18 protein-coding genes are annotated in these 19,331 nt (G+C 58.8%); 8 read left to right on the top strand and 10 right to left on the bottom strand.

The genetic code is table 11. The features are described 5' to 3' along the window. Nucleotides 1-30 precede the first annotated feature (30 nt). Nucleotides 31-1,338, top strand: a complete 1,308-nt coding sequence (bioA, locus tag QMN93_RS06265; protein ID WP_193138945.1) for an adenosylmethionine--8-amino-7-oxononanoate transaminase — start codon at nt 31-33, stop codon at nt 1,336-1,338. Nucleotides 1,339-1,386: 48 nt separating this feature from the next. After that, complete coding sequence (locus tag QMN93_RS06260) at nt 1,387-1,863, top strand: kinase inhibitor (RefSeq protein ID WP_008501131.1); 477 nt, start codon at nt 1,387-1,389, stop codon at nt 1,861-1,863. 98 nt (nt 1,864-1,961) lie between these two features. On the opposite strand, the gene hutH is transcribed toward QMN93_RS06260, so the two are convergent. The 5 genes from hutH to hutI all read right to left on the bottom strand — a co-directional run bounded on the left by hutH (nt 1,962) and on the right by hutI (nt 8,207). Next, the gene (gene hutH / locus QMN93_RS06255; RefSeq protein WP_069303838.1) at nt 1,962-3,482 is read right to left on the bottom strand and encodes a histidine ammonia-lyase; all 1,521 of its coding nucleotides are present in this window, start codon (nt 3,480-3,482) and stop codon (nt 1,962-1,964) included. Further along, on the bottom strand, nt 3,482-5,167 hold the full coding sequence (hutU, locus tag QMN93_RS06250) for a urocanate hydratase (RefSeq protein WP_182071401.1): 1,686 nt from the start codon (nt 5,165-5,167) through the stop codon (nt 3,482-3,484). The genes hutH and hutU overlap by 1 nt, the downstream gene beginning before the upstream one ends. A 127-nt stretch (nt 5,168-5,294) precedes the next feature. After that, nucleotides 5,295-6,029 carry a histidine utilization repressor gene (locus QMN93_RS06245; RefSeq protein ID WP_023310841.1) on the bottom strand — a complete coding sequence of 245 codons (735 nt, stop codon included), beginning with the start codon at nt 6,027-6,029 and terminating at the stop codon, nt 5,295-5,297. A gap of 19 nt (nt 6,030-6,048) precedes the next feature. Beyond that, complete coding sequence (hutG, locus tag QMN93_RS06240; RefSeq protein WP_182383193.1) at nt 6,049-6,987, bottom strand: formimidoylglutamase; 939 nt, start codon at nt 6,985-6,987, stop codon at nt 6,049-6,051. Continuing rightward, entirely contained in the window at nt 6,984-8,207 is a 1,224-nt protein-coding gene (hutI, locus tag QMN93_RS06235) for an imidazolonepropionase (protein ID WP_087822199.1), read from the bottom strand. Before hutI ends, hutG begins: the two co-directional genes overlap by 4 nt. Before the next feature lie 226 nt (nt 8,208-8,433). Between hutI and QMN93_RS06230 the strand changes: the two genes are divergently transcribed. After that, the gene (locus QMN93_RS06230) at nt 8,434-9,717 is read left to right on the top strand and encodes a putative acyl-CoA thioester hydrolase (RefSeq protein WP_048976073.1); all 1,284 of its coding nucleotides are present in this window, start codon (nt 8,434-8,436) and stop codon (nt 9,715-9,717) included. Nucleotides 9,718-9,794: 77 nt separating this feature from the next. Here QMN93_RS06230 and pgl read toward each other — a convergent pair whose 3' ends face one another. Beyond that, nucleotides 9,795-10,790 carry a 6-phosphogluconolactonase gene (pgl, locus tag QMN93_RS06225; RefSeq protein WP_023292974.1) on the bottom strand — a complete coding sequence of 332 codons (996 nt, stop codon included), beginning with the start codon at nt 10,788-10,790 and terminating at the stop codon, nt 9,795-9,797. A 140-nt stretch (nt 10,791-10,930) separates the two neighbouring features. Here pgl and QMN93_RS06220 point away from each other — a divergent pair, with 140 nt between their 5' ends. Beyond that, complete coding sequence (locus QMN93_RS06220; RefSeq protein WP_033144968.1) at nt 10,931-11,749, top strand: pyridoxal phosphatase; 819 nt, start codon at nt 10,931-10,933, stop codon at nt 11,747-11,749. On the opposite strand, the gene modC is transcribed toward QMN93_RS06220, so the two are convergent. The 4 genes from modC to QMN93_RS06200 form a co-directional block, all read right to left on the bottom strand. Then, entirely contained in the window at nt 11,750-12,808 is a 1,059-nt protein-coding gene (gene modC, locus QMN93_RS06215; RefSeq protein WP_045403804.1) for a molybdenum ABC transporter ATP-binding protein ModC, read from the bottom strand. Between the two features lie 2 nt (nt 12,809-12,810). Further along, the gene (modB, locus tag QMN93_RS06210) at nt 12,811-13,500 is read right to left on the bottom strand and encodes a molybdate ABC transporter permease subunit (RefSeq protein ID WP_033144966.1); all 690 of its coding nucleotides are present in this window, start codon (nt 13,498-13,500) and stop codon (nt 12,811-12,813) included. Beyond that, on the bottom strand, nt 13,500-14,273 hold the full coding sequence (gene modA, locus QMN93_RS06205) for a molybdate ABC transporter substrate-binding protein (protein ID WP_182383192.1): 774 nt from the start codon (nt 14,271-14,273) through the stop codon (nt 13,500-13,502). Before modA ends, modB begins: the two co-directional genes overlap by 1 nt. A gap of 178 nt (nt 14,274-14,451) precedes the next feature. Then, nucleotides 14,452-14,601: an AcrZ family multidrug efflux pump-associated protein gene (locus QMN93_RS06200; RefSeq protein WP_023310811.1), complete on the bottom strand. Its 150-nt coding sequence runs from the start codon at nt 14,599-14,601 to the stop codon at nt 14,452-14,454. Between the two features lie 127 nt (nt 14,602-14,728). Between QMN93_RS06200 and modE the strand changes: the two genes are divergently transcribed. From modE to galT, 4 genes are all read left to right on the top strand, one after another. Continuing rightward, nucleotides 14,729-15,517: a molybdenum-dependent transcriptional regulator gene (gene modE / locus QMN93_RS06195; protein WP_182383191.1), complete on the top strand. Its 789-nt coding sequence runs from the start codon at nt 14,729-14,731 to the stop codon at nt 15,515-15,517. Between the two features lie 67 nt (nt 15,518-15,584). Next, nucleotides 15,585-17,057, top strand: coding sequence for a molybdate ABC transporter ATP-binding protein ModF (modF, locus tag QMN93_RS06190; protein WP_182383190.1), 1,473 nt, complete (start codon nt 15,585-15,587; stop codon nt 17,055-17,057). Nucleotides 17,058-17,258: 201 nt separating this feature from the next. Beyond that, nucleotides 17,259-18,275, top strand: a complete 1,017-nt coding sequence (gene galE, locus QMN93_RS06185) for a UDP-glucose 4-epimerase GalE (protein WP_193138925.1) — start codon at nt 17,259-17,261, stop codon at nt 18,273-18,275. 9 nt (nt 18,276-18,284) lie between these two features. Beyond that, the gene (gene galT, locus QMN93_RS06180; protein ID WP_033144962.1) at nt 18,285-19,331 is read left to right on the top strand and encodes a galactose-1-phosphate uridylyltransferase; all 1,047 of its coding nucleotides are present in this window, start codon (nt 18,285-18,287) and stop codon (nt 19,329-19,331) included.

Genomic DNA, 19,331 nt, shown 5'->3' with positions numbered 1-19,331 from the left:
TTTATACTCGTAAACCTAAAACTTTTCAAAATGGTTTACAAGTCGATTATGACCCAGGACGATCTCGCCTTCGACAAGCAGCATATCTGGCACCCTTACACCTCCACCACCCGCCCCCTTCCCGTTTATCCGGTGGCCTCGGCCCACGGCTGCGAGCTGCACCTCGCCAGCGGCGAGCGGCTCGTTGACGGGATGTCTTCGTGGTGGGCGGCCATTCACGGGTACAACCACCCGCGCCTTAATGCGGCGATGAAGGCCCAGATTGACCAGATGTCGCACGTGATGTTTGGCGGGATCACCCATCAGCCCGCGGTGGATTTATGCCGTCGTCTGACGGCGATGACGCCTGAATCGCTGGAGTGCGTGTTCCTGGCCGATTCCGGCTCCGTGGCGGTGGAAGTGGCGATGAAAATGGCGCTGCAGTACTGGCACGCGAAGGGCGAAACGCGCCAGCGGTTCCTCACCTTCCGCAACGGCTATCACGGGGATACCTTCGGGGCGATGTCGGTGTGCGATCCGGACAACTCCATGCACAGCCTGTGGAAAGGCTATCTGCCGGAAAACCTGTTCGCCCCAGCCCCGCAGAGCCGTTTCGACGGCGAGTGGAACGAGATGGACATGGTCGGTTTCGCGCGGCTGATGGCGGCGCATCGCCAAGAAATCGCCGCCGTGATCCTGGAGCCGATTGTGCAGGGCGCAGGCGGAATGCGGATGTACCACCCGGAATGGCTGAGGCGTATTCGCAAGATGTGCGACCGCGAGGGCATTCTGCTGATTGCCGATGAGATCGCCACCGGCTTTGGCCGCACCGGCAGGCTGTTTGCCTGCGAGCATGCAGGCATTGCGCCGGATATTCTGTGTCTGGGTAAAGCGCTGACCGGCGGCACCATGACGCTCTCCGCCACGCTCACGACCCGCCAGGTGGCCGACACCATCAGCGACGGCGAGGCGGGCTGCTTTATGCACGGCCCGACGTTTATGGGTAATCCTCTCGCCTGCGCCGTCGCAAGCGAAAGCCTGGCCATTCTGGAGAGCGGCGAGTGGCAGACGCAGGTTGCAGCGATTGAGGCGCAGCTGAAACATGAACTGAATGCCGCCTCGGGCGCGAATTTTGTGGCAGACGTGCGCGTGCTGGGCGCCATCGGCGTGATTGAAACCACCCATCCGGTGAATATGGCGGCGCTGCAGCGCTTCTTCGTGAACCAGGGCGTGTGGGTACGGCCCTTCGGCAAGCTTATCTACCTGATGCCTCCGTACAGCATTACGCCGGAGCAGCTGCGTAAATTAACCGACGCGGTTGTAACAGCCGTTAACATTCCGGCGCATTTCACGATGTAACCCTATGCATTACACTTGCTGAACGAGCGATCAACGAGGGTAAACCGTATGAAAATCATCAGTAAAGATCTGCGCGACGGTGAAAAACTGCCGGAACGCCACGTATTCAACGGCATGGGGTATCAGGGAGACAACATCTCCCCGCACCTGGCGTGGGACGAGGTTCCGGCCGGAACCAAAAGCTTTGTCGTGACCTGCTACGACCCGGATGCGCCGACCGGCTCCGGCTGGTGGCACTGGATTGTGGCGAACCTGCCTGCCGACACGCGCGTCCTGCCGCAGGGTTCCGGTTCAGACCTGGTTGCCCTGCCTGAAGGCGCCATTCAGACGCGCACTGACTTTGGTAAAGCGGGCTACGGCGGCGCGGCGCCGCCAAAAGGGGAAACCCACCGCTATATCTTCACGGTGCACGCGCTGGATGTGGAGAAGATTGAGGTCGATGAAGGGGCGAGCGGCGCGATGGTAGGGTTTAACGTGCATTTCCATTCGCTGGGCAGCGCGTCGATTACGGCGATGTATTCATAATAGTGCGGGCTGATGCCCTCACCCCGGCCCTCTCCCACAGGGAGAGGGAGAAAACCGGGCAATTCCCTCTCCCTGTGGGAGAGGGTCAGGGCAAAAAATCACAGCACTGAAGGTAGCAGTCCTACAAGGCTTCCCTCTTCCAGAAGCTGCATCGCCTTATCAATATCCGGCGCAAAGAAGCGGTCGTCATCGTAGTGCGATACGTGCTCGCGCAGCGCATGGCGCGCCTGCTCCAGCAGCGGGCTGGATTTTAGCCCTTCACGCAGATCGACACCCTGACATGCCGCCAGCCATTCCACCGCCAGCACGCCGCGGGTGTTGGAAGCCATTTCCCACAGACGACGCCCGGCAGCCGGCGCCATCGAAACGTGATCTTCCTGGTTCGCTGACGTTGGCAGGCTGTCCACGCTGTGCGGGTGCGACAGGGCTTTGTTCTCGCTCGCCAGCGCCGCTGCGGTCACCTGGGCAATCATAAAGCCCGAGTTGACCCCGCCGTTACGCACCAGGAACGGCGGTAGCTGGGACATATGTTTATCCATCATCAGCGCGATGCGGCGCTCGGACAACGCGCCGACTTCGGCAATCGCCAGGGCGATATTATCCGCCGCCATTGCCACCGGCTCGGCGTGGAAGTTGCCCCCGGAAACCACCTCGTTTTCCTGGGCGAACACCAGCGGGTTATCGGAAACCGCGTTGGCCTCCACCAGCAGCACTTCTACCGCCTGACGCAGCTGCGTCAGGCACGCGCCCATCACCTGCGGCTGGCAGCGCAGGGAATACGGATCCTGAACCTTCTCGCAGTTATGGTGTGAATCGGCAATTTCGCTGGTGTCGGTAAGCACGTGACGGTACATCGCGGCGGCATCAATCTGCCCGCGCTGACCGCGCACCTCGTGGATGCGGGCATCGAACGGGCGGCGCGAGCCCAGCACGGCTTCGGTAGTCAGCGCACCGCACACCACCGCCGAGGCAAACAGATCTTCCGCTTCAAAGAGGCCGCGCAGCGCGAAAGCGGTCGATGCCTGCGTGCCGTTCAGCAGCGCCAGCCCCTCTTTCGCCGCCAGGGTGATCGGGTTTAGCCCGGCTTTTTTCAGCGCCTCTTTCGCAGGAAGCCACTCGCCCTGCCAGCGCGCTTTGCCTTCGCCCAGCAGCAGCAGCGACATGTGCGCCAGCGGCGCAAGATCGCCGGATGCGCCAACGGAACCTTTTGCCGGGATCCACGGATAGACTTCCGCATTGACCAGCGCCATCAGCGCCTGAATCACGCTCAGGCGAATGCCGGAGAAGCCGCGGGCCAGGCTGTTGATTTTGAGCACCATCATCAGACGGACAATCTCATCATCCAGCGGCTGACCCACGCCCGCCGCATGTGACAGCACCAGCGAACGCTGTAAGTTTTCCAGATCGTGTGTCGCGATGCGGGTCTGCGCCAGCAGGCCAAATCCGGTGTTAATCCCGTAGGCGGTGCGCCCTTCGGCAACGATGGCTTCGACGCAGGCGACGCTGTCGTTAATGGCGGCGTGGGCACTTGCATCCAGCGAAAGGGTGACCGGTTTACGCCAGACGTTACGCAGCTGCTTGAGCGTCAGCGAGCCGGGAGTAAGTGTTAATGCGTTCATTAATGCTTTCCTTGTGTGGCAGGGATCATCGGCAGGTTAAGGCCCTGCTCTTTGGCACAGTCAATGGCAATTTCGTAACCCGCATCCGCGTGACGCATCACGCCGGTGGCCGGGTCGTTGTGCAGCACGCGAGCGATACGCGCGGCGGCTTCATCGGTTCCGTCGCAGACGATGACCATCCCGGAATGCTGGGAGAAGCCCATCCCCACGCCGCCGCCGTGGTGCAGCGACACCCAGGTCGCGCCGCTGGCGGTGTTCAGCAGTGCGTTCAGCAGCGGCCAGTCGGAGACCGCATCCGAGCCGTCGCGCATGGCTTCGGTTTCGCGGTTCGGGCTGGCGACGGAGCCGGAGTCCAGGTGGTCGCGGCCGATGACGATCGGCGCGGAAACTTCACCGCTGCGCACCATTTCGTTGAAGGCGAGGCCGAGTTTTTGACGCCACTCCAGCCCTACCCAGCAGATACGCGCCGGCAGGCCCTGGAAGTTAATGCGCTCGCGGGCCATGTCCAGCCAGCGATGCAGGTGTTCGTCATCGGCGACGATCTCCTTCACTTTGGCGTCAGTTTTGTAGATATCCTCCGGGTCACCGGACAGGGCAACCCAGCGGAACGGACCGATGCCGCGGCAGAACAGCGGGCGAATATAGGCAGGAACGAAGCCCGGGAAGTCGAACGCGTTATTCACGCCCATCTCTTTCGCCATCTGGCGGATGTTGTTGCCGTAGTCAAAGGTCGGAATGCCCATCTGGCTGAAGGCCAGCATGGCGGAAACGTGCTCGGCCATGGCGCGTTTCGCGGCAAGCACCGTGCCTTCCGGGTCGGTTTCCGCTTTTTGCTGATATTCTTCCCACGTCCAGCCTTTTGGCAGGTAACCGTGAAGCGGGTCATGGGCGCTGGTCTGGTCGGTGACCAGATCCGGACGCACGCCGCGGGCGACGAGCTGCGGGAGAATGTCCGCCGCGTTGCCGCACAGGGCAATCGACACCGCTTTGCCTTCGGAAGTGTATTTTTTGATGCGCGCCAGCGCATCGTCCAGATCGGTTGCCTGCTCATCGACGTAGCGGGTGCGCAGACGGAAATCAATGCGGCTCTGCTGGCACTCAATGTTGAGCGAGCACGCGCCGGCAAGCGTGGCGGCCAGCGGCTGCGCGCCGCCCATGCCGCCAAGACCTGCGGTCAATACCCAGCGGCCTTTGAGCGAGCCGTTATAGTGCTGGCGACCGGCTTCCACGAAGGTTTCATAGGTGCCCTGCACGATCCCCTGACTGCCGATGTAGATCCAGCTACCCGCGGTCATCTGGCCATACATCGCCAGCCCTTTTGCGTCCAGTTCGTTGAAGTGTTCCCAGGTAGCCCAGTGCGGCACGAGGTTAGAGTTAGCGATCAGCACGCGCGGCGCGTTTTTGTGCGTTTTGAACACGCCAACCGGCTTGCCGGACTGCACCAGCAGGGTTTCGTCGTGTTCGAGTTCGGTCAGGGATTTTACAATTGCGTCATAGCATTCCCAGTTGCGCGCGGCGCGGCCAATGCCGCCGTAGACCACCAGCTCGTGGGGGTTTTCCGCCACCTCAGGGTCGAGGTTGTTCATCAACATGCGCAGCGGGGCTTCGGTGAGCCAGCTTTTGGCGGTAAGCGTGGTGCCGCGCGCGGCGCGGACGTCCTGCTGGCGGTATTTACCTGACGACATTGTGTGCTCCTCATAGGGGACAGATGATGCATTTAGATATACTTGTATAGACAAGCACACACAAGGTCAGATTTAACAAAAAAGATACAATTTTGTTATATTGCGTTAGCGATCACGCTTATAAAACTTATGACATGAAGTGGCCCTGCAGCCGGTAGCGATTCCCCGGGAAAAGCAGCCGGGCATGCGACACAATGTGCGACGAGGACCAGGTTCGACGGCGGATCAGCAGGCACGGATCGTGCTCTTTAATGCGTAGCCTTTCGCACTCCTGCGGCGTGGCGCGCACGGCCTCCACAATGTGCTCCCCTTCCGTCAGCGGTGCGACGAGCGAGAGATAGGCATGCGGCGTGGTCTGGGTGTAATCCTGGTTCAGATAGTCCGGTATCCGCTCAGCGTTAACGCAGCGATCTTCAATCTGTACCGGAATGTCGTTTTCGAAATGCACCATCACGGAGTGGAAAATGCGGCTTCCCTCCTTGACGTTAAGCTCCGTGGCCTGCTCGGCGCTGGCCTGGGTCTCTTCGAGCACCAGCACCTCGCAGCGGTGCTGATGATTACGCGCGGCTATCTCGTCCGCAATGCTGCGGATTTCAAACAGCGCCGATTGTCCTTTCGGTTCCGCCACAAACGTCCCCACGCCCTGCAGGCGCACCAGAAGCCCTTCGTCGGTCAGCTCGCGCAGCGCCCGGTTGACGGTCATCCGGCTAAAACCAAACTGCGCCACCAGCTCGGCCTCCGAAGGAATGCGATCGTGCGGGCGCCAGACGCCGGTGGCGATTTTTTCGCTAATTGCCTGCTTCACCTTTTCGTAGAAAGGCGCGGGAGGGCTCGACTGCGGCAGAGGTGAGCGTGAAAACATCGTGACTCCTTGAATAGTGTTATGCCCACCAGTGAGCAATTTGCCAGGCCAGGCGGGCGGCGAGCTTAGCGCCCTGCCCGTCCCGATCGTACTGCGGGTTAAACTCTACCAGATCGGCGGCCTGTAGCTTACCGCTACGGCAGATTTGTTCGATAACCGGGAGAAGATCCAGCGCCGGTATGCCTAACGCAGCCGGTGCGGACACGGCAGGCATTTCGCTGGCGGGCAGGACGTCCAGGTCGATCGTCAGATAGATACGGTCGGCCTGCGCCAGCACCCTTTCCAGGGCGGATAGCGCATCGCGCCTGAAATGGAGATCTTCCACCAGCGTGACGTTCAGGCGTTCGGCCTCATCCCACAGCGCCAGCGTGTTCGCCGCCCGGCTCACGCCAAGGCAGGCGTAGTGAAATTCCCGCCCGCGCTCATCGCAGTAGCGCGCCAGCTGGCGAAACGGGGTGCCGGATGTGGCCCGGTCGGCCTTGCGCAGATCGAGATGGGCATCAAGGTTGATAATGACAACCCGCTCGTTCGGAAAGGCGTCCAGCACGCCGCGACCGTGCGCCCACGCGGTTTCGTGCCCGCCGCCAAACACCAGCGTCCGCATCCCGGACTGCTGACAGGCCGTGACGGCATCGCTTAACGCCTGCTGTGCCGCTTCCAGCTCGCCGCCTTCAACGTACACCGAGCCCATATCCGCCAGCCGGTCATGCCCCTGATGGCTTGCCATATTTGCCAGCGCTTTTCGCAGCATATCCGGTGCCTGCACGGCGCCGGGCCTGCCCTGATTGCGTTTTACCCCTTCATCACATTCAAAGCCTATCAGCGCGATGCCGGATGAAAGCGGCGTGAACTGGCCCTGCTGCTTTATCGTCTGGAAAATGCGCTTTGCACTGCTGGCCTCGGCGCTGTCATCGCGCCCCTGCCAGACGGTTTCGGCTACGGGCCGCCATAACCTCATACTGCCTCCCCACGGAAAATACGTTGATACAGCGGATTGCGTCCCGGCTCGTAGACCATCTCAACCGGATGATGGGCATCCCAGACGATAAAATCGGCGACAAACCCTGCCCGCAGCTGCCCGTGGGTTGCGCCACGGCCCAGCGCCTGCGCGGCATGCCGCGTGACGCCAGCCCAGGCTTCTTCCGGGGTCAGGCCAAACTGGACGCAGGCCATGTTCATCGCCAGGTGCAGGCTCGCAAACGGGCTGGTGCCGGGGTTATAGTCGGTGGCGACGGCCATCGGCACGCCCTGTTTTCTGAGCTGTTCAACCGGCGGACGCTGTCGCTCCTGCAGAAAATAGAACGCACCCGGCAACAGGACGGCAACCGTGCCGCTTTCCGCCATCGCCTGAACGCCTGCGTCGTCGAGATATTCGATATGATCGGCGGAAAGGCCCTTATACTGGCTCACCAGCGCCGCGCCGCCCTGATTCGACAGCTGCTCGACATGCCCTTTCACCGGGATACCCAGCTCGGCGGCGGCCTTGAAGAGGCGCTCGGTCTGCGACGGGGTAAAGCCGACGTTTTCACAAAACACGTCGACTGCTTCATATAACTCTTTTTGCCACAGCGTAGGCAGTATCTGCTCGCAGACCAGCGTGAGGTAGGCATCCGGATCCTGCCGGTATTCCGGCGGAACCGCATGGGCCGCCAGCAGCGTTGGGCTGATATCAATCGGATTATTGAGGCCCAGCTGGCGGGCAACCTGCAGCATCTTCTCTTCGGCCTCGGCGTTGAGCCCGTATCCCGATTTGATTTCAACGGTCGTCACGCCTTCATTCATGAGACGCAGGAGCCGCTGCTGCGCCAGTTTCAGCAAGGTTTCGGCTGAGCTGCTGCGCGTCGCCGTCACGGTAGCGTTAATCCCGCCCCCCTGGGCGCTGATGGTTTGATAAGAGACGCCGTTCAGACGCTGCTCCCACTCCGCCGCGCGGTCGCCGCCAAATACCAGGTGGGTATGGCAGTCAATCAGGCCAGGCGTGACCAGACGCCCCTGAAGATCGACACAGTGTCGGTGTCCGGAAGGAATGTCAGATTCAGGGATCGCGGCCAGAATAGTGTGGCCGCGCACGACCAGAGCGTGTTGCTCTTTCAGTCCATAAGGCGCAGGTACGTCCGGCGCCATCGTAGCCAGTCGCGCATTTCGCCATATTACATCGTCGGGATGAATCTGCTGCATGGGGCATTCCACTTGTCTTAGGTTGTATAGACATTTATTTGCATCCACCGTCTACTGTCAACCGCCTTGACTGAAAATGTTATTTATTTGTGATCACTTACCTGCCGCTCCGGGGCTAAAAATGCAACTTTTACCCTTTTTATCTTCCCGTTTCGCTCAACTTAGTATAAAAAAGCAGGCTATTTCGTCTATCCCGTTTAAGACTTGCATACCCAGGAGCTCTACCTTGAACATTTCCAGGATTTCCCGTCTGGCGTTAGCACTCGCCTTTGGCGTGACCTTATCCGCATGCAGTTCAACACCACCGGATCAGCGTCCTTCTGAGCAGGTTGCGCCCGGTACCGCCTCCCGCCCGATTTTGTCCGCTGATGAAGCGAAGAACTTCGATCGTGCGCACTACTTCTCGGCGATGGATCCTAACGCTGCGCCGTGGACACCGTCTTCTATCAACCTGCCTAAACAGCCTGACTTCGTGGTTGGCCCGGCGGGTGCGCAGGGCGTAACGCATACGTCTATTCAGGCTGCGGTTGATGCTGCCATCACTAAACACAGCGCGTCTCGCCAGTACATCGCGATCCTGCCGGGTGAATATGAAGGCACCGTGTATGTTCCGGCGGCCCCTGGCAGCATTACGCTTTACGGTCTGGGCGAAAAAGCGATCGACGTAAAAATTGGCCTGGCGATTGATTCCGAAATCGACAGCAACGCCTGGCGTCACCTGGTGAATCCGGCCGGTAAATATATGCCGGGCAAACCGGCGTGGTATATGTTTGATAACTGCCAGAGCAAGCGTTCCGCCACCATTGGCGTGATGTGCTCGGCGGTATTCTGGTCTCAGAATAACGGTCTGCAGCTGCAGAACCTGACCATTCAGAATACCCTGGGCGACAGCGTTGATGCCGGCAGCCACCAGGCCGTTGCGCTGCGTAGCGATGGCGATAAGGTGCAGATTAATAACGTCAACATTCTGGGCCGTCAGAACACCTTCTTCGTGACCAACAGCGGCGTGCAGAACACCCTGCAGAATAACCGCCTGACCCGTACTCTGGTGACCAACAGCTACGTTGAAGGTGACGTGGATCTGGTGTCCGGTCGCGGCGCGGTGGTGTTTGATAATACCGATTTCCGCGTGGTGAACTCCCGCACTCAGCAGGAAGGTTACGTGTTTGCTCCGGCAACCCAGTCTAACCTCTTCTACGGCTTCCTGGCCGTGAACAGCCGCTTTAACGCTGCCGGTGACGGCGTGGCGCAGCTGGGACGCTCCCTGGACGTGGACTCTGCGACCAACGGTCAGGTCGTGATCCGCGACAGCGTGATCAATGAAGGCTTCAACATGGCGAAGCCGTGGGCTGATGCCGCGATCTCCAAACGTCCATTCTCCGGCAATACCGGTGCGGTGGATGATAAAGGGAACGTGCAGCGCAACCTGAACGACGCTAACTTCAACCGCATGTGGGAATACAACAACCGCGGTCTGGGTAGCAAAGTGGTTGCTGAGCCGAAGCAGTAAGCTGTTTTGCCCGGTGGCGCTGCGTTTACCGGGCATAAAAAAACCTCGCATTCGCGAGGTTTTTTGTTTTTAGCCGCTTAGTGAGCGTTTACCACGACCCACATTGGCCCCTGGCCTACGGCATAACGCCCTTTCTCTTCCAGTAGCCCCTGCTCGCCTTTAATTTCATACAGCGCGATGTGGTGGGATTTCTGCCCCGCCGCAATCAGGTATTTACCGCTGTGATCGATATTAAAGCCGCGCGGCTGGGTTTCCGTTGGCTGGAACCCTTCAATCGCCAGCACGCTGCCGTCTTCAGAGACGCTAAAGACGGTAATCAGGCTGGAGGTACGGTCACAGGCGTACAGATGGCGGCCATTTGGCGTAATGTGGATATCCGCCGCCCAGCGGGTATCGGAGAAATCAGACGGCATCATGTCCAGCGTCTGCACGCACTCAATCTGGCCGTTTGGATCTTTCAGCTCCCATACGTCCACAGAGCTGTTCAGCTCATTGACCACGTAGGCGTACTGCTGGTTCGGATGGAAGACCATATGGCGCGGACCGGCGCCTTCAACGGTAGTCACTTCGGCAGGATTCTGCGCCACCAGGTGACCATCGTCGCTCAGGGTGAACAGGCAGATACGATCCTGCTTCAGCGCAGGCACCCACAGCGTGCGGTTATCCGGAGAGATATTCGCCGAGTGGCAGCCTTCAAGCCCTTCCACCACATCCACGGTTTCGACCGGAATACCATCTTCCAGACGCGTTACGCTGACGCAGCCCGCGTTATAAGAGCCGCTGAAGACAAAGTTGCCTTTACGATCGGTCGAGATATGGGTTGGGCTGCCCGGCAACGGGGCTTCGGCAGTGTACGTCAGCGCGCCATCGTCCGGAGAAATACGATAGGCCAGCACGCGAAACTCCGGGCGCACACCCACGTACAAGAAACGTTTATCCGGGCTGATGACCATCGGTTGCACCTGGCCTGGCACATCAACAACCTGAACCAGCGTGAGTGTCCCTTCGGTATTTAAACGCCAGACGTGGATCTGCTGGCTTTCAGGACTGGCGGTATAAACGGTTTGTTTCATGAATATTCACTCCTCACTGCGCATGAAAGTAGTTAACTTTTGACGGTGAATGCTGAATTGTCGACAGGAATTTTGAAGCGTTCGCCTCTCGGTGTACCATCCCATCAAAACGTAAATTCAATATTAACCCGGGAAAACAGATGACCTCGCGTGTGATTGCTCTGGATTTAGACGGTACCTTACTGACGCCGCAAAAAACCCTTCTCCCCTCCTCCCTTGAGGCGCTAAAACGCGCGCAGGAAGTGGGATATCAACTCCTTATCGTAACGGGTCGACATCACGTTGCCATTCACCCTTTTTATCAGGCACTGGCGTTAGATACACCTGCAATTTGTTGTAATGGCACTTATTTGTATGATTATCAGGCAAAAAAGGTTTTAGAATCCGACCCGCTGCCGGTTCCCCAGGCGCTGCAGCTGATCGATCTGCTGGATGAGCATGCCGTTCACGGCCTGATGTACGTGGATAACGCGATGGTGTACGAGCGTCCTACAGGCCACGTGGTGCGCACAAGCAACTGGGCGTTGTCCCTGCCTGAAGCGCAGCGTCCGGTCTTTACCCAGGTTTCCTCCCTGCGTCAGGCAGCCCAGGACGTTGAGGCTATCTGGAAATTCGCCCTGACCGATGAAGACACCACCAAACTGAATACCTTCGCAAAACACGTGGAACACACGCTGGGTCTGGAGTGCGAATGGTCCTGGCATGACCAGGTGGATATTGCCCGCAAAGGCAACAGCAAAGGCAAGCGCCTGACGCAGTATGTGGAATCGCAGGGCGGGTCGATGCGTGACGTGATCGCCTTCGGCGACAACTATAACGACATCAGCATGCTGGAAGCCGCCGGTACCGGCGTGGCGATGGGCAATGCCGACGACGCGGTAAAAGCCCGCGCCAACGTGGTGATTGGCGACAACACCACCGACAGCATCGCGCAGTACATTTATACCCACCTGCTGTAATCAGGCGGTAATCGAGACGCTCTTAATTTGCGCGTAAAGCCACAGGCCGGGTTTGATCCCTAACTCATCCCTCGCCCACGGGCTGATGCGCGCCCAGAGCGTCCTGCTGCCGACTTCAAGCTTCACTTCCACCTGCCCGTTATCATCAAAACACTCCGCGACTTTGGCGCGCAGAATATTTCGAATACTGGTTTGCAGCGGCGGCTGCAGCACCAGCGAGACGTCCGACGCCTGGATGCGAATTCGCAGCGCGGACTGTAGCGGTTTGTCGATCTTATTGACCCACAGATGCTGGTCGCCCAGCGCCAGGGCGGTCATCGCGTAGTGCGGGTGATGTTCCAGAACGCTCACTTTCAGGATGCTGCTCTGCTGTTCCCGGGGTAACCAGGGGTGCATTACGCTGCTGCCCCACACCTCTTCCAGGTTGCCGAAGGCCTTCACGCTGCCCTCTTCCAGCACCAGCACCCTGTCGGCCAGATGGAGGATCTCATCCAGCGAATGGCTGACGTAGAGCATCGGAATATTAATTTCGCGCGTCAGGCGCTGCAGATAAGGCAGAAGCTCGCGTTTACGCGGAATATCGAGCGAGGCCAGCGGTTCGTCGAGCAGCAGCAGCTCGGGGGCGGTCAGCAACGCGCGACCAATGGCCACACGCTGTTTTTCTCCGCCGGAGAGCGAGGATGGCAGCCTGTCGAGCAGAGGCTCAATGCCTAAAAGCGTCACCAGCTTGTCAAACTGCCCGGCCATGCTTTTCGCCATGCCGTAACGCAGGTTGCCGCGCACGCTGTAGTGCGGGAACAGGCGCGCGTCCTGGAAAACATAGCCGATGCGGCGTTTATCCGGCGAGAGGTAAATTTTGTTCTCCACGTCATTCAGGACGCGGTCATTCAGGACAATACGGCCTGACTGCGGGCGGGTCAGGCCGCTGATGGCATTAATCAGCGACGTTTTTCCCGCCCCCGACACGCCAAAGATGGCGGTGATTCCGCTTGCCGGCAGCGTCTCGTTAAGCGTCAGGGTATGGTTTCCCAGCGTCTGGGTGAAATGGAGTTCCAGCATGCTTATTTCCCCATCCGCTCGCGGCTGAGCCGCGCCAGCCATTCAGACACCATCAGCGATACCAGCGCCAGCACAATTGAAATAATACACAGCCGCGCCGCCGCGCCTTCACCGCCCGGCGTTTGAATCAGGGTATACATTGCCGACGGAATAGTTCGCGTCTCGCCGGGAATGTTCGACACAAACGTGATCGTCGCGCCAAACTCGCCCAGCGAGCGGGCGAAGGCCAGCACCGTCCCGACAATAATGCCCGGCAGCGTGAGCGGGAGCGTGATGGTGAAAAAGACGCGCCAGCGCCCTGCGCCCAGCGTGCGGGCCGCCTGTTCGAGCTTCATGTCCACGCCTTCCAGCGCGAGGCGGATCGCCCTCACCATCAGCGGGAATGACATCACCGCCGCCGCCAGCACCGCACCGCGCCAGCTAAATGCAAACGTCAGCCCAAACCAGTCGTAGAGCTTCTCGCCGATAAAACCGCGTCGCCCCATCGAAATCAGCAGCAGGTAACCGACCACCACGGGCGGCAAAACGAGCGGAAGATGCAGCACGCTGTCGAGCAGCGTTTTGCCGGGAAACTGACAGCGAACCAGTAGCCAGGCAAAGAAGATCCCAAAGGGCAAACTCAGCGCAACCGCCAGGGAAGAGACTTTTAGGCTCAGCAGAACAGCCTGCCATTCAGGATCGGTCAATATCATCAGTGAGTCGTAAATCCATAACGTTTAAAGATTGCGGACGCCTCCGGCCCTTTCAGGTAATCGCGGAAGGCCGTCACGGCCGCATTTTTATGTCCATCAACAATCGCAACAGGATATTCCACTTTCTTGTGGGAGTCTTCCGGGAACGTTGCGACCACTTTTACACCTTTACTGGCAACGGCATCAGAGCCATACACAATGCCCAGCGGGGCTTCGTTGCGTTCTACCAGCGCCAGCGCGCCGCGCACGTCTTCCGCCGGGGCCAGCTTCGGTGACAATGTCTCCCATGCACCCAGCTTTTGCAGCGCTTCTTTGGCATAAATCCCGGCCGGAACGTGCTCCGGGTCGCCCACGGCCAGACGGCCACCGTTCAGCAGGCTCGTCCAGTGGGTCTCTTTGTTGATGGTGAAGTCCGCCTGCGCGCTGGCTTTTGGCGCCACGACAACCAGGCTATTCCCCAGCAGCGTTTCGCGGGTTGTGGCATCAATCGATTTCTTCTCCGTCGCGTAGTCCATCCACTTCTGGTCAGCCGAGATGAACAGATCCGCCGGTGCGCCCGCTTCTATCTGGCGCGCCAGCGTCGAGGAAGAGGCAAAAGAGGAAACCACCTCGACGTTTTTCTCTTTTTTATACGCCGCCGCGATGTCCTGCAGCGCGTTGGTCAGCGACGCCGCGGCAAAGACGGTGATTTTACCCTCGTCCGCCAGCGCGTGTCCGGTAAGTGAAAGCGTCAGCGTTGCCCCTGCGAAAAGGCGTACCCATGAACGTGCCATCTGTAACTCCTGTGAGTAGCGTTATATACATCTTAATATAACGATAACGTCAGGGAGATCCCAGCGTTTAATCGTACCGCTGAAGAGGTAAACCGGTGTGATGCGTTAAATAATATCGGCGTAGACGGGAAAATCTTGAGAGCAAAACGCCCGGACTCGCCGGGCGTTTTGTGGGGAATCAATGCTGCTTTTTAGCCTGGTCTTTGTGACCAATGTTCGAAAAGACGTTGAACACTTCACCCAGGCCGTAGATGGCACCGAGGATGATGGCCATCACTACTGGTACCATGATCACGGCGAATACCAGACTTTTCAACAACTCTAACATGGTTTTCTCCAGATATTGTGAACGGCTCATTCTACCCTTTCAAGTGAGAAAAACATCCCCTTTTGTGCGGTACCCTTTGCGCCCTGCACCATTTGGGTCACAATACTCTTTTTGCCAGGACACTGTTATGCAGGCCGAAATTCTTCTCACTCTACGACTTCAGCAAAAGCTTTTCGCCGATCCGCGACGTATCTCCCTGCTTAAACAAATAGAACAAACGGGCTCGATTAGCCAGGGGGCGAAAAACGCGGGCATCAGCTACAAAAGTGCCTGGGACGCCATCAACGAAATGAACACCCTGAGCGAACACCCGCTGGTGGACAGAGCCACGGGCGGCAAAGGCGGCGGCGGTGCGATCGTGACGCGCTATGGCCAGCGCCTTATTCAGCTTTACGATCTGCTGGCCCAGATCCAGCAAAAAGCGTTTGATGTGCTGAGCGACGACGATAACGTTCCGCTGGACAGCTTGCTGGCCGCAATTTCCCGCTTCTCGTTACAAACCAGCGCCCGCAACCAGTGGTTTGGAACGGTGACGGCGCGCGACAATCTCCAGGTACAGCAGCATATTGAGATCCTGCTTGCCGATGGCACCACCCGTCTGAAGGCCGCAATAACGGCGCAGAGCGCAGAGCGCCTTGAGCTCGATGAAGGTAAAGAGGTGCTGGTGCTGCTGAAAGCGCCGTGGGTCAATATCACGCGCGATCCCGACGCCGCAAAGGCGGCCGATAACCAGCTCCAGGGCGCTATTAGCCATATCGAACGCGGCCAGGCGCAGTGCGAAGTGCTGATGACCCTCGCAGACGGGCAACCGCTTTGCGCGACAATACCGCTTAGCGAAGCGGACGGTTTAGAAGAAGGTACTGTCGTTACCGCCTGGTTCAACGCAGACCGGGTGATTATCGCCACATTGTGCTGAGCGCATTGACAATCGCGCCGACAGTGCGTATCCCTGATATCTGTTGCTGCAAAAACAGGGATAAAACATGTCATCATTGCATATTTCGCAAGGCACGTTTCGTCTTAGCGATACCCGAACGCTGACGATTGCTGATTTGACGATACGCGCGGGTGAAAGCTGGGCGTTTGTCGGCACTAACGGCAGCGGTAAATCCGCGCTGGCCCGCGCGCTGGCCGGCGAGCTCCCCCTCCTCAAGGGCGAATGCCAGGGCGACTTTACGCGCCTGACGCGCCTGTCATTTGAACAACTGCAAAAGCTGGTAAGCGACGAGTGGCAGCGCAATAACACTGATTTACTCAGCCCTGGCGAAGAAGATACCGGCCGTACGACGGCGGAAATTATTCAGGATGAGGTGAAAGATCCCGCCCGCTGTCAGCGCCTGGCAGAACGGTTCGGCATCACCGCCCTGCTCAACCGGCGCTTCAAATACCTTTCTACCGGCGAGACGCGAAAAACGCTGCTTTGCCAGGCGCTGATGAACGAGCCCGAACTGCTTATCCTCGACGAACCGTTTGACGGTCTTGACGTGCAGTCCCGTGCGCAGCTGGCGACCCTGCTGGAGTCGCTTAATCAGCAGGGATATACCCTGGTTTTGGTGCTTAACCGCTTCGATGAAATTCCGGACTTTATTCAGCACGCGGGCGTACTGGCCGACTGTAACCTGACCGAGACCGGCGAAAAAACAGCGCTGCTCAAGCAGGCGCTCATTGCCCAGCTCGCACACAGTGAACAACTCGACGGAATTACGCTTCCGGAACCTGACGCCCCTTCGGCCCGCCATGCGCTCGATCCCCACCAGCCGCGCATCGTGCTGCGAGATGGGATTGTCTCTTATGACGATCGCCCGATCCTCAACCGTCTTAGCTGGACGGTCAATTCCGGCGAACATTGGCAGATTGTCGGCCCTAACGGCGCGGGAAAATCCACGCTGCTGAGCCTTATCACCGGCGATCACCCGCAGGGCTATAGCAACGATCTGACGCTGTTTGGTCGGCGTCGCGGCAGCGGCGAAACCATCTGGGATATTAAAAAACATATCGGCTACGTCAGCAGCAGCCTGCATCTGGATTACCGGGTCAGTACCACGGTACGCAACGCGATCCTTTCCGGGTATTTTGATTCCATCGGTATTTATCAGGCGGTGTCTGACAAACAGCACAAGCTCGCCCAGCAGTGGCTGGATATTCTGGGCATGGACAACCGGGTCGCTGACGCGCCGTTTCATAGTCTGTCGTGGGGGCAGCAGCGTCTGGCCCTGATCGTTCGCGCGCTGGTGAAACACCCTACGCTTCTGATCCTCGACGAACCGCTGCAGGGACTCGATCCGCTGAATCGCCAGCTTATCCGCCGCTTTGTGGACGTGCTGATTAGCGAAGGTGAAACGCAGCTGCTGTTCGTTTCACATCATGCCGAAGATGCCCCCGCCTGCATCACGCATCGTCTGGAGTTTGTGCCGGACGGTGAGGGTTATCGCTACCTTCTCAGCAACGTCGATTAACCGTGGAGGGCTCTGCCCTCCTCTTTTTCAGATAACTTGCATCAATACATGGCTATCTCTTTGATCTAGAATGCACTCAGTCATTGAAAAAGCGAGTGTGAAAACGAGTGTAAACGATTCCACTATTTTATCCCATGTCACACTTTTCGCGTCTCTGTTATGCTATGGTTATTACATACCATAAGCCCAATGGAGCGAAATATGCGAGTTCTGGTAACAGGTGGTAGCGGTTACATAGGTAGTCATACCTGCGTGCAACTGCTGCAAAACGGTCACGACGTCATCATCCTCGACAACCTGTGCAACAGTAAGCGCAGCGTGCTGCCGGTGATTGAACGCCTTGGCGGTAAACAACCGACTTTCGTGGAAGGCGACATCCGCAACGAAGCGCTGATGACCGAGATCCTTCACGACCACGCCATCGAAGCGGTGATCCACTTCGCGGGTCTGAAAGCGGTCGGTGAATCCGTTGCGAAGCCGCTCGAGTATTACGACAACAACGTCAACGGTACTCTGCGTCTCATCTCCGCCATGCGCGCGGCGAACGTCAAAAACTTCATCTTTAGCTCCTCCGCCACCGTCTACGGCGATCAGCCCAAAATCCCTTACGTTGAAAGCTTCCCGACCGGTACGCCGCAAAGCCCGTACGGCAAAAGCAAGCTGATGGTGGAACAGATCCTGACCGACCTGCAAAAAGCGCAGCCGGAGTGGAGCATCGCCTTACTGCGCTACTTCAACCCGGTCGGCGCGCATCCGTCAGGCGATATGGGGGAAGATCCGCTGGGCATCCCGAACAACCTGATGCCGTATATCGCCCAGGTTGCCGTGGGTCGCCGCGACTCGCTGGCGATTTTTGGCAATGACTATCCGACCGAAGACGGTACCGGCGTGCGCGACTACATCCACGTGATGGATCTGGCCGACGGTCACGTTGCGGCCATGCAGCAGCTGGCCAACAAACCGGGCGTGCATATTTACAACCTCGGCGCCGGGGTCGGCAGCAGCGTGCTGGACGTGGTTAACGCCTTCAGCAAAGCCTGCGGCAAGCCGGTGAACTATCACTTCGCTCCGCGTCGTGATGGCGACCTGCCTGCTTACTGGGCCGATGCCACCAAAGCCGACAAAGAGCTTAACTGGCGTGTGACGCGCACGCTTGATGAAATGGCACAGGATACCTGGCACTGGCAGTCACGCCACCCGCAAGGCTATCCGGACTAAGGATCCGTCATGACGCAATTTAACCCCGTCGATCATCCGCATCGTCGTTTTAACCCGTTAAGCGGGCAATGGATTTTGGTTTCTCCGCATCGCGCCAAGCGCCCCTGGCAGGGCGCGCAGGAGACGCCTGCAAAACAGACGCTGCCACAGCACGACCCGGACTGCTTCCTCTGTCCGGGCAACACGCGCGTCACCGGGGATAAAAACCCGGACTACAAAGGCACCTTCGTGTTCACCAACGATTTTGCCGCGCTGATGACCGACACGCCGGACGCGCCGCAAAGCCACGATCCGCTGATGCGCTGCGAAAGCGCGCGCGGAACCAGCCGCGTGATCTGCTTCTCACCGGATCACAGCAAAACGCTGCCGGAGCTGAGCGTGGACGCGCTGAAAGAGGTCGTCAGCACCTGGCAGGCGCAAACCGCAGAGCTGGGGCAGAGCTATCCGTGGGTGCAGGTGTTCGAAAACAAAGGCGCGGCCATGGGCTGCTCTAACCCGCACCCGCACGGCCAGATCTGGGCGAACAGCTTCCTGCCTAACGAAGCCGAGCGTGAAGACCGTCTGCAGAAAGCGTATTTTGCTGAAAACGGTTCGCCGATGCTGGTGGACTACACCCAGCGCGAGCTGGCCGACGGCAGCCGCACCGTGGTGGAAACCGAACACTGGCTGGCCGTCGTCCCCTACTGGGCCGCCTGGCCGTTTGAAACGCTGCTGCTGCCGAAAGCGCACGTGCAGCGCATCACCGATCTTAGCGACGCGCAGCGCGACGACCTTGCCCTGGCGCTGAAAAAGCTCACGAGCCGTTACGACAACCTCTTCCAGTGCTCTTTCCCGTACTCCATGGGCTGGCACGGCGCCCCGTTTAACGACGAAGAGAATCAACACTGGCAGCTGCACGCCCATTTCTATCCGCCGCTGCTGCGCTCTGCGACGGTGCGTAAATTCATGGTGGGCTATGAAATGCTGGCGGAAACCCAGCGTGACCTGACGGCGGAACAGGCGGCAGAACGTCTGCGTGCCGTTAGCGACGTCCACTATCGCGAATCAGGAGTCTAA

Origin of the sequence: Enterobacter sp. R-1.6.2 (assembly GCF_035064085.1) — a bacterium.
In the GTDB taxonomy this organism is placed as follows: Bacteria; Pseudomonadota; Gammaproteobacteria; order Enterobacterales; family Enterobacteriaceae; genus Enterobacter; species Enterobacter asburiae_B.
The sequence above is the reverse complement of the archived record's forward strand: the minus strand, read 5'-3'. Positions and strand labels throughout refer to the sequence as shown.

What these genes read in the sequence shown, in the direction of transcription:
- QMN93_RS06245 (WP_023310841.1), bottom strand. Translation starts at nt 6,029, where the DNA reads ATGTTTTCACGCTCACCTCTGCCGCAGTCGAGCCCTCCCGCGCCTTTC.
- hutG (WP_182383193.1), bottom strand. Translation starts at nt 6,987, where the DNA reads ATGAGGTTATGGCGGCCCGTAGCCGAAACCGTCTGGCAGGGGCGCGAT.
- modA (WP_182383192.1), bottom strand. Translation starts at nt 14,273, where the DNA reads ATGGCACGTTCATGGGTACGCCTTTTCGCAGGGGCAACGCTGACGCTT.
- modC (WP_045403804.1), bottom strand. Translation starts at nt 12,808, where the DNA reads ATGCTGGAACTCCATTTCACCCAGACGCTGGGAAACCATACCCTGACG.
- pgl (WP_023292974.1), bottom strand. Translation starts at nt 10,790, where the DNA reads ATGAAACAAACCGTTTATACCGCCAGTCCTGAAAGCCAGCAGATCCAC.
- modE (WP_182383191.1), top strand. Translation starts at nt 14,729, where the DNA reads ATGCAGGCCGAAATTCTTCTCACTCTACGACTTCAGCAAAAGCTTTTC.
- galT (WP_033144962.1), top strand. Translation starts at nt 18,285, where the DNA reads ATGACGCAATTTAACCCCGTCGATCATCCGCATCGTCGTTTTAACCCG.
- QMN93_RS06260 (WP_008501131.1), top strand. Translation starts at nt 1,387, where the DNA reads ATGAAAATCATCAGTAAAGATCTGCGCGACGGTGAAAAACTGCCGGAA.
- modF (WP_182383190.1), top strand. Translation starts at nt 15,585, where the DNA reads ATGTCATCATTGCATATTTCGCAAGGCACGTTTCGTCTTAGCGATACC.
- hutI (WP_087822199.1), bottom strand. Translation starts at nt 8,207, where the DNA reads ATGCAGCAGATTCATCCCGACGATGTAATATGGCGAAATGCGCGACTG.
- galE (WP_193138925.1), top strand. Translation starts at nt 17,259, where the DNA reads ATGCGAGTTCTGGTAACAGGTGGTAGCGGTTACATAGGTAGTCATACC.
- modB (WP_033144966.1), bottom strand. Translation starts at nt 13,500, where the DNA reads ATGATATTGACCGATCCTGAATGGCAGGCTGTTCTGCTGAGCCTAAAA.
- hutH (WP_069303838.1), bottom strand. Translation starts at nt 3,482, where the DNA reads ATGAACGCATTAACACTTACTCCCGGCTCGCTGACGCTCAAGCAGCTG.
- QMN93_RS06220 (WP_033144968.1), top strand. Translation starts at nt 10,931, where the DNA reads ATGACCTCGCGTGTGATTGCTCTGGATTTAGACGGTACCTTACTGACG.
- QMN93_RS06200 (WP_023310811.1), bottom strand. Translation starts at nt 14,601, where the DNA reads ATGTTAGAGTTGTTGAAAAGTCTGGTATTCGCCGTGATCATGGTACCA.
- hutU (WP_182071401.1), bottom strand. Translation starts at nt 5,167, where the DNA reads ATGTCGTCAGGTAAATACCGCCAGCAGGACGTCCGCGCCGCGCGCGGC.
- bioA (WP_193138945.1), top strand. Translation starts at nt 31, where the DNA reads ATGGTTTACAAGTCGATTATGACCCAGGACGATCTCGCCTTCGACAAG.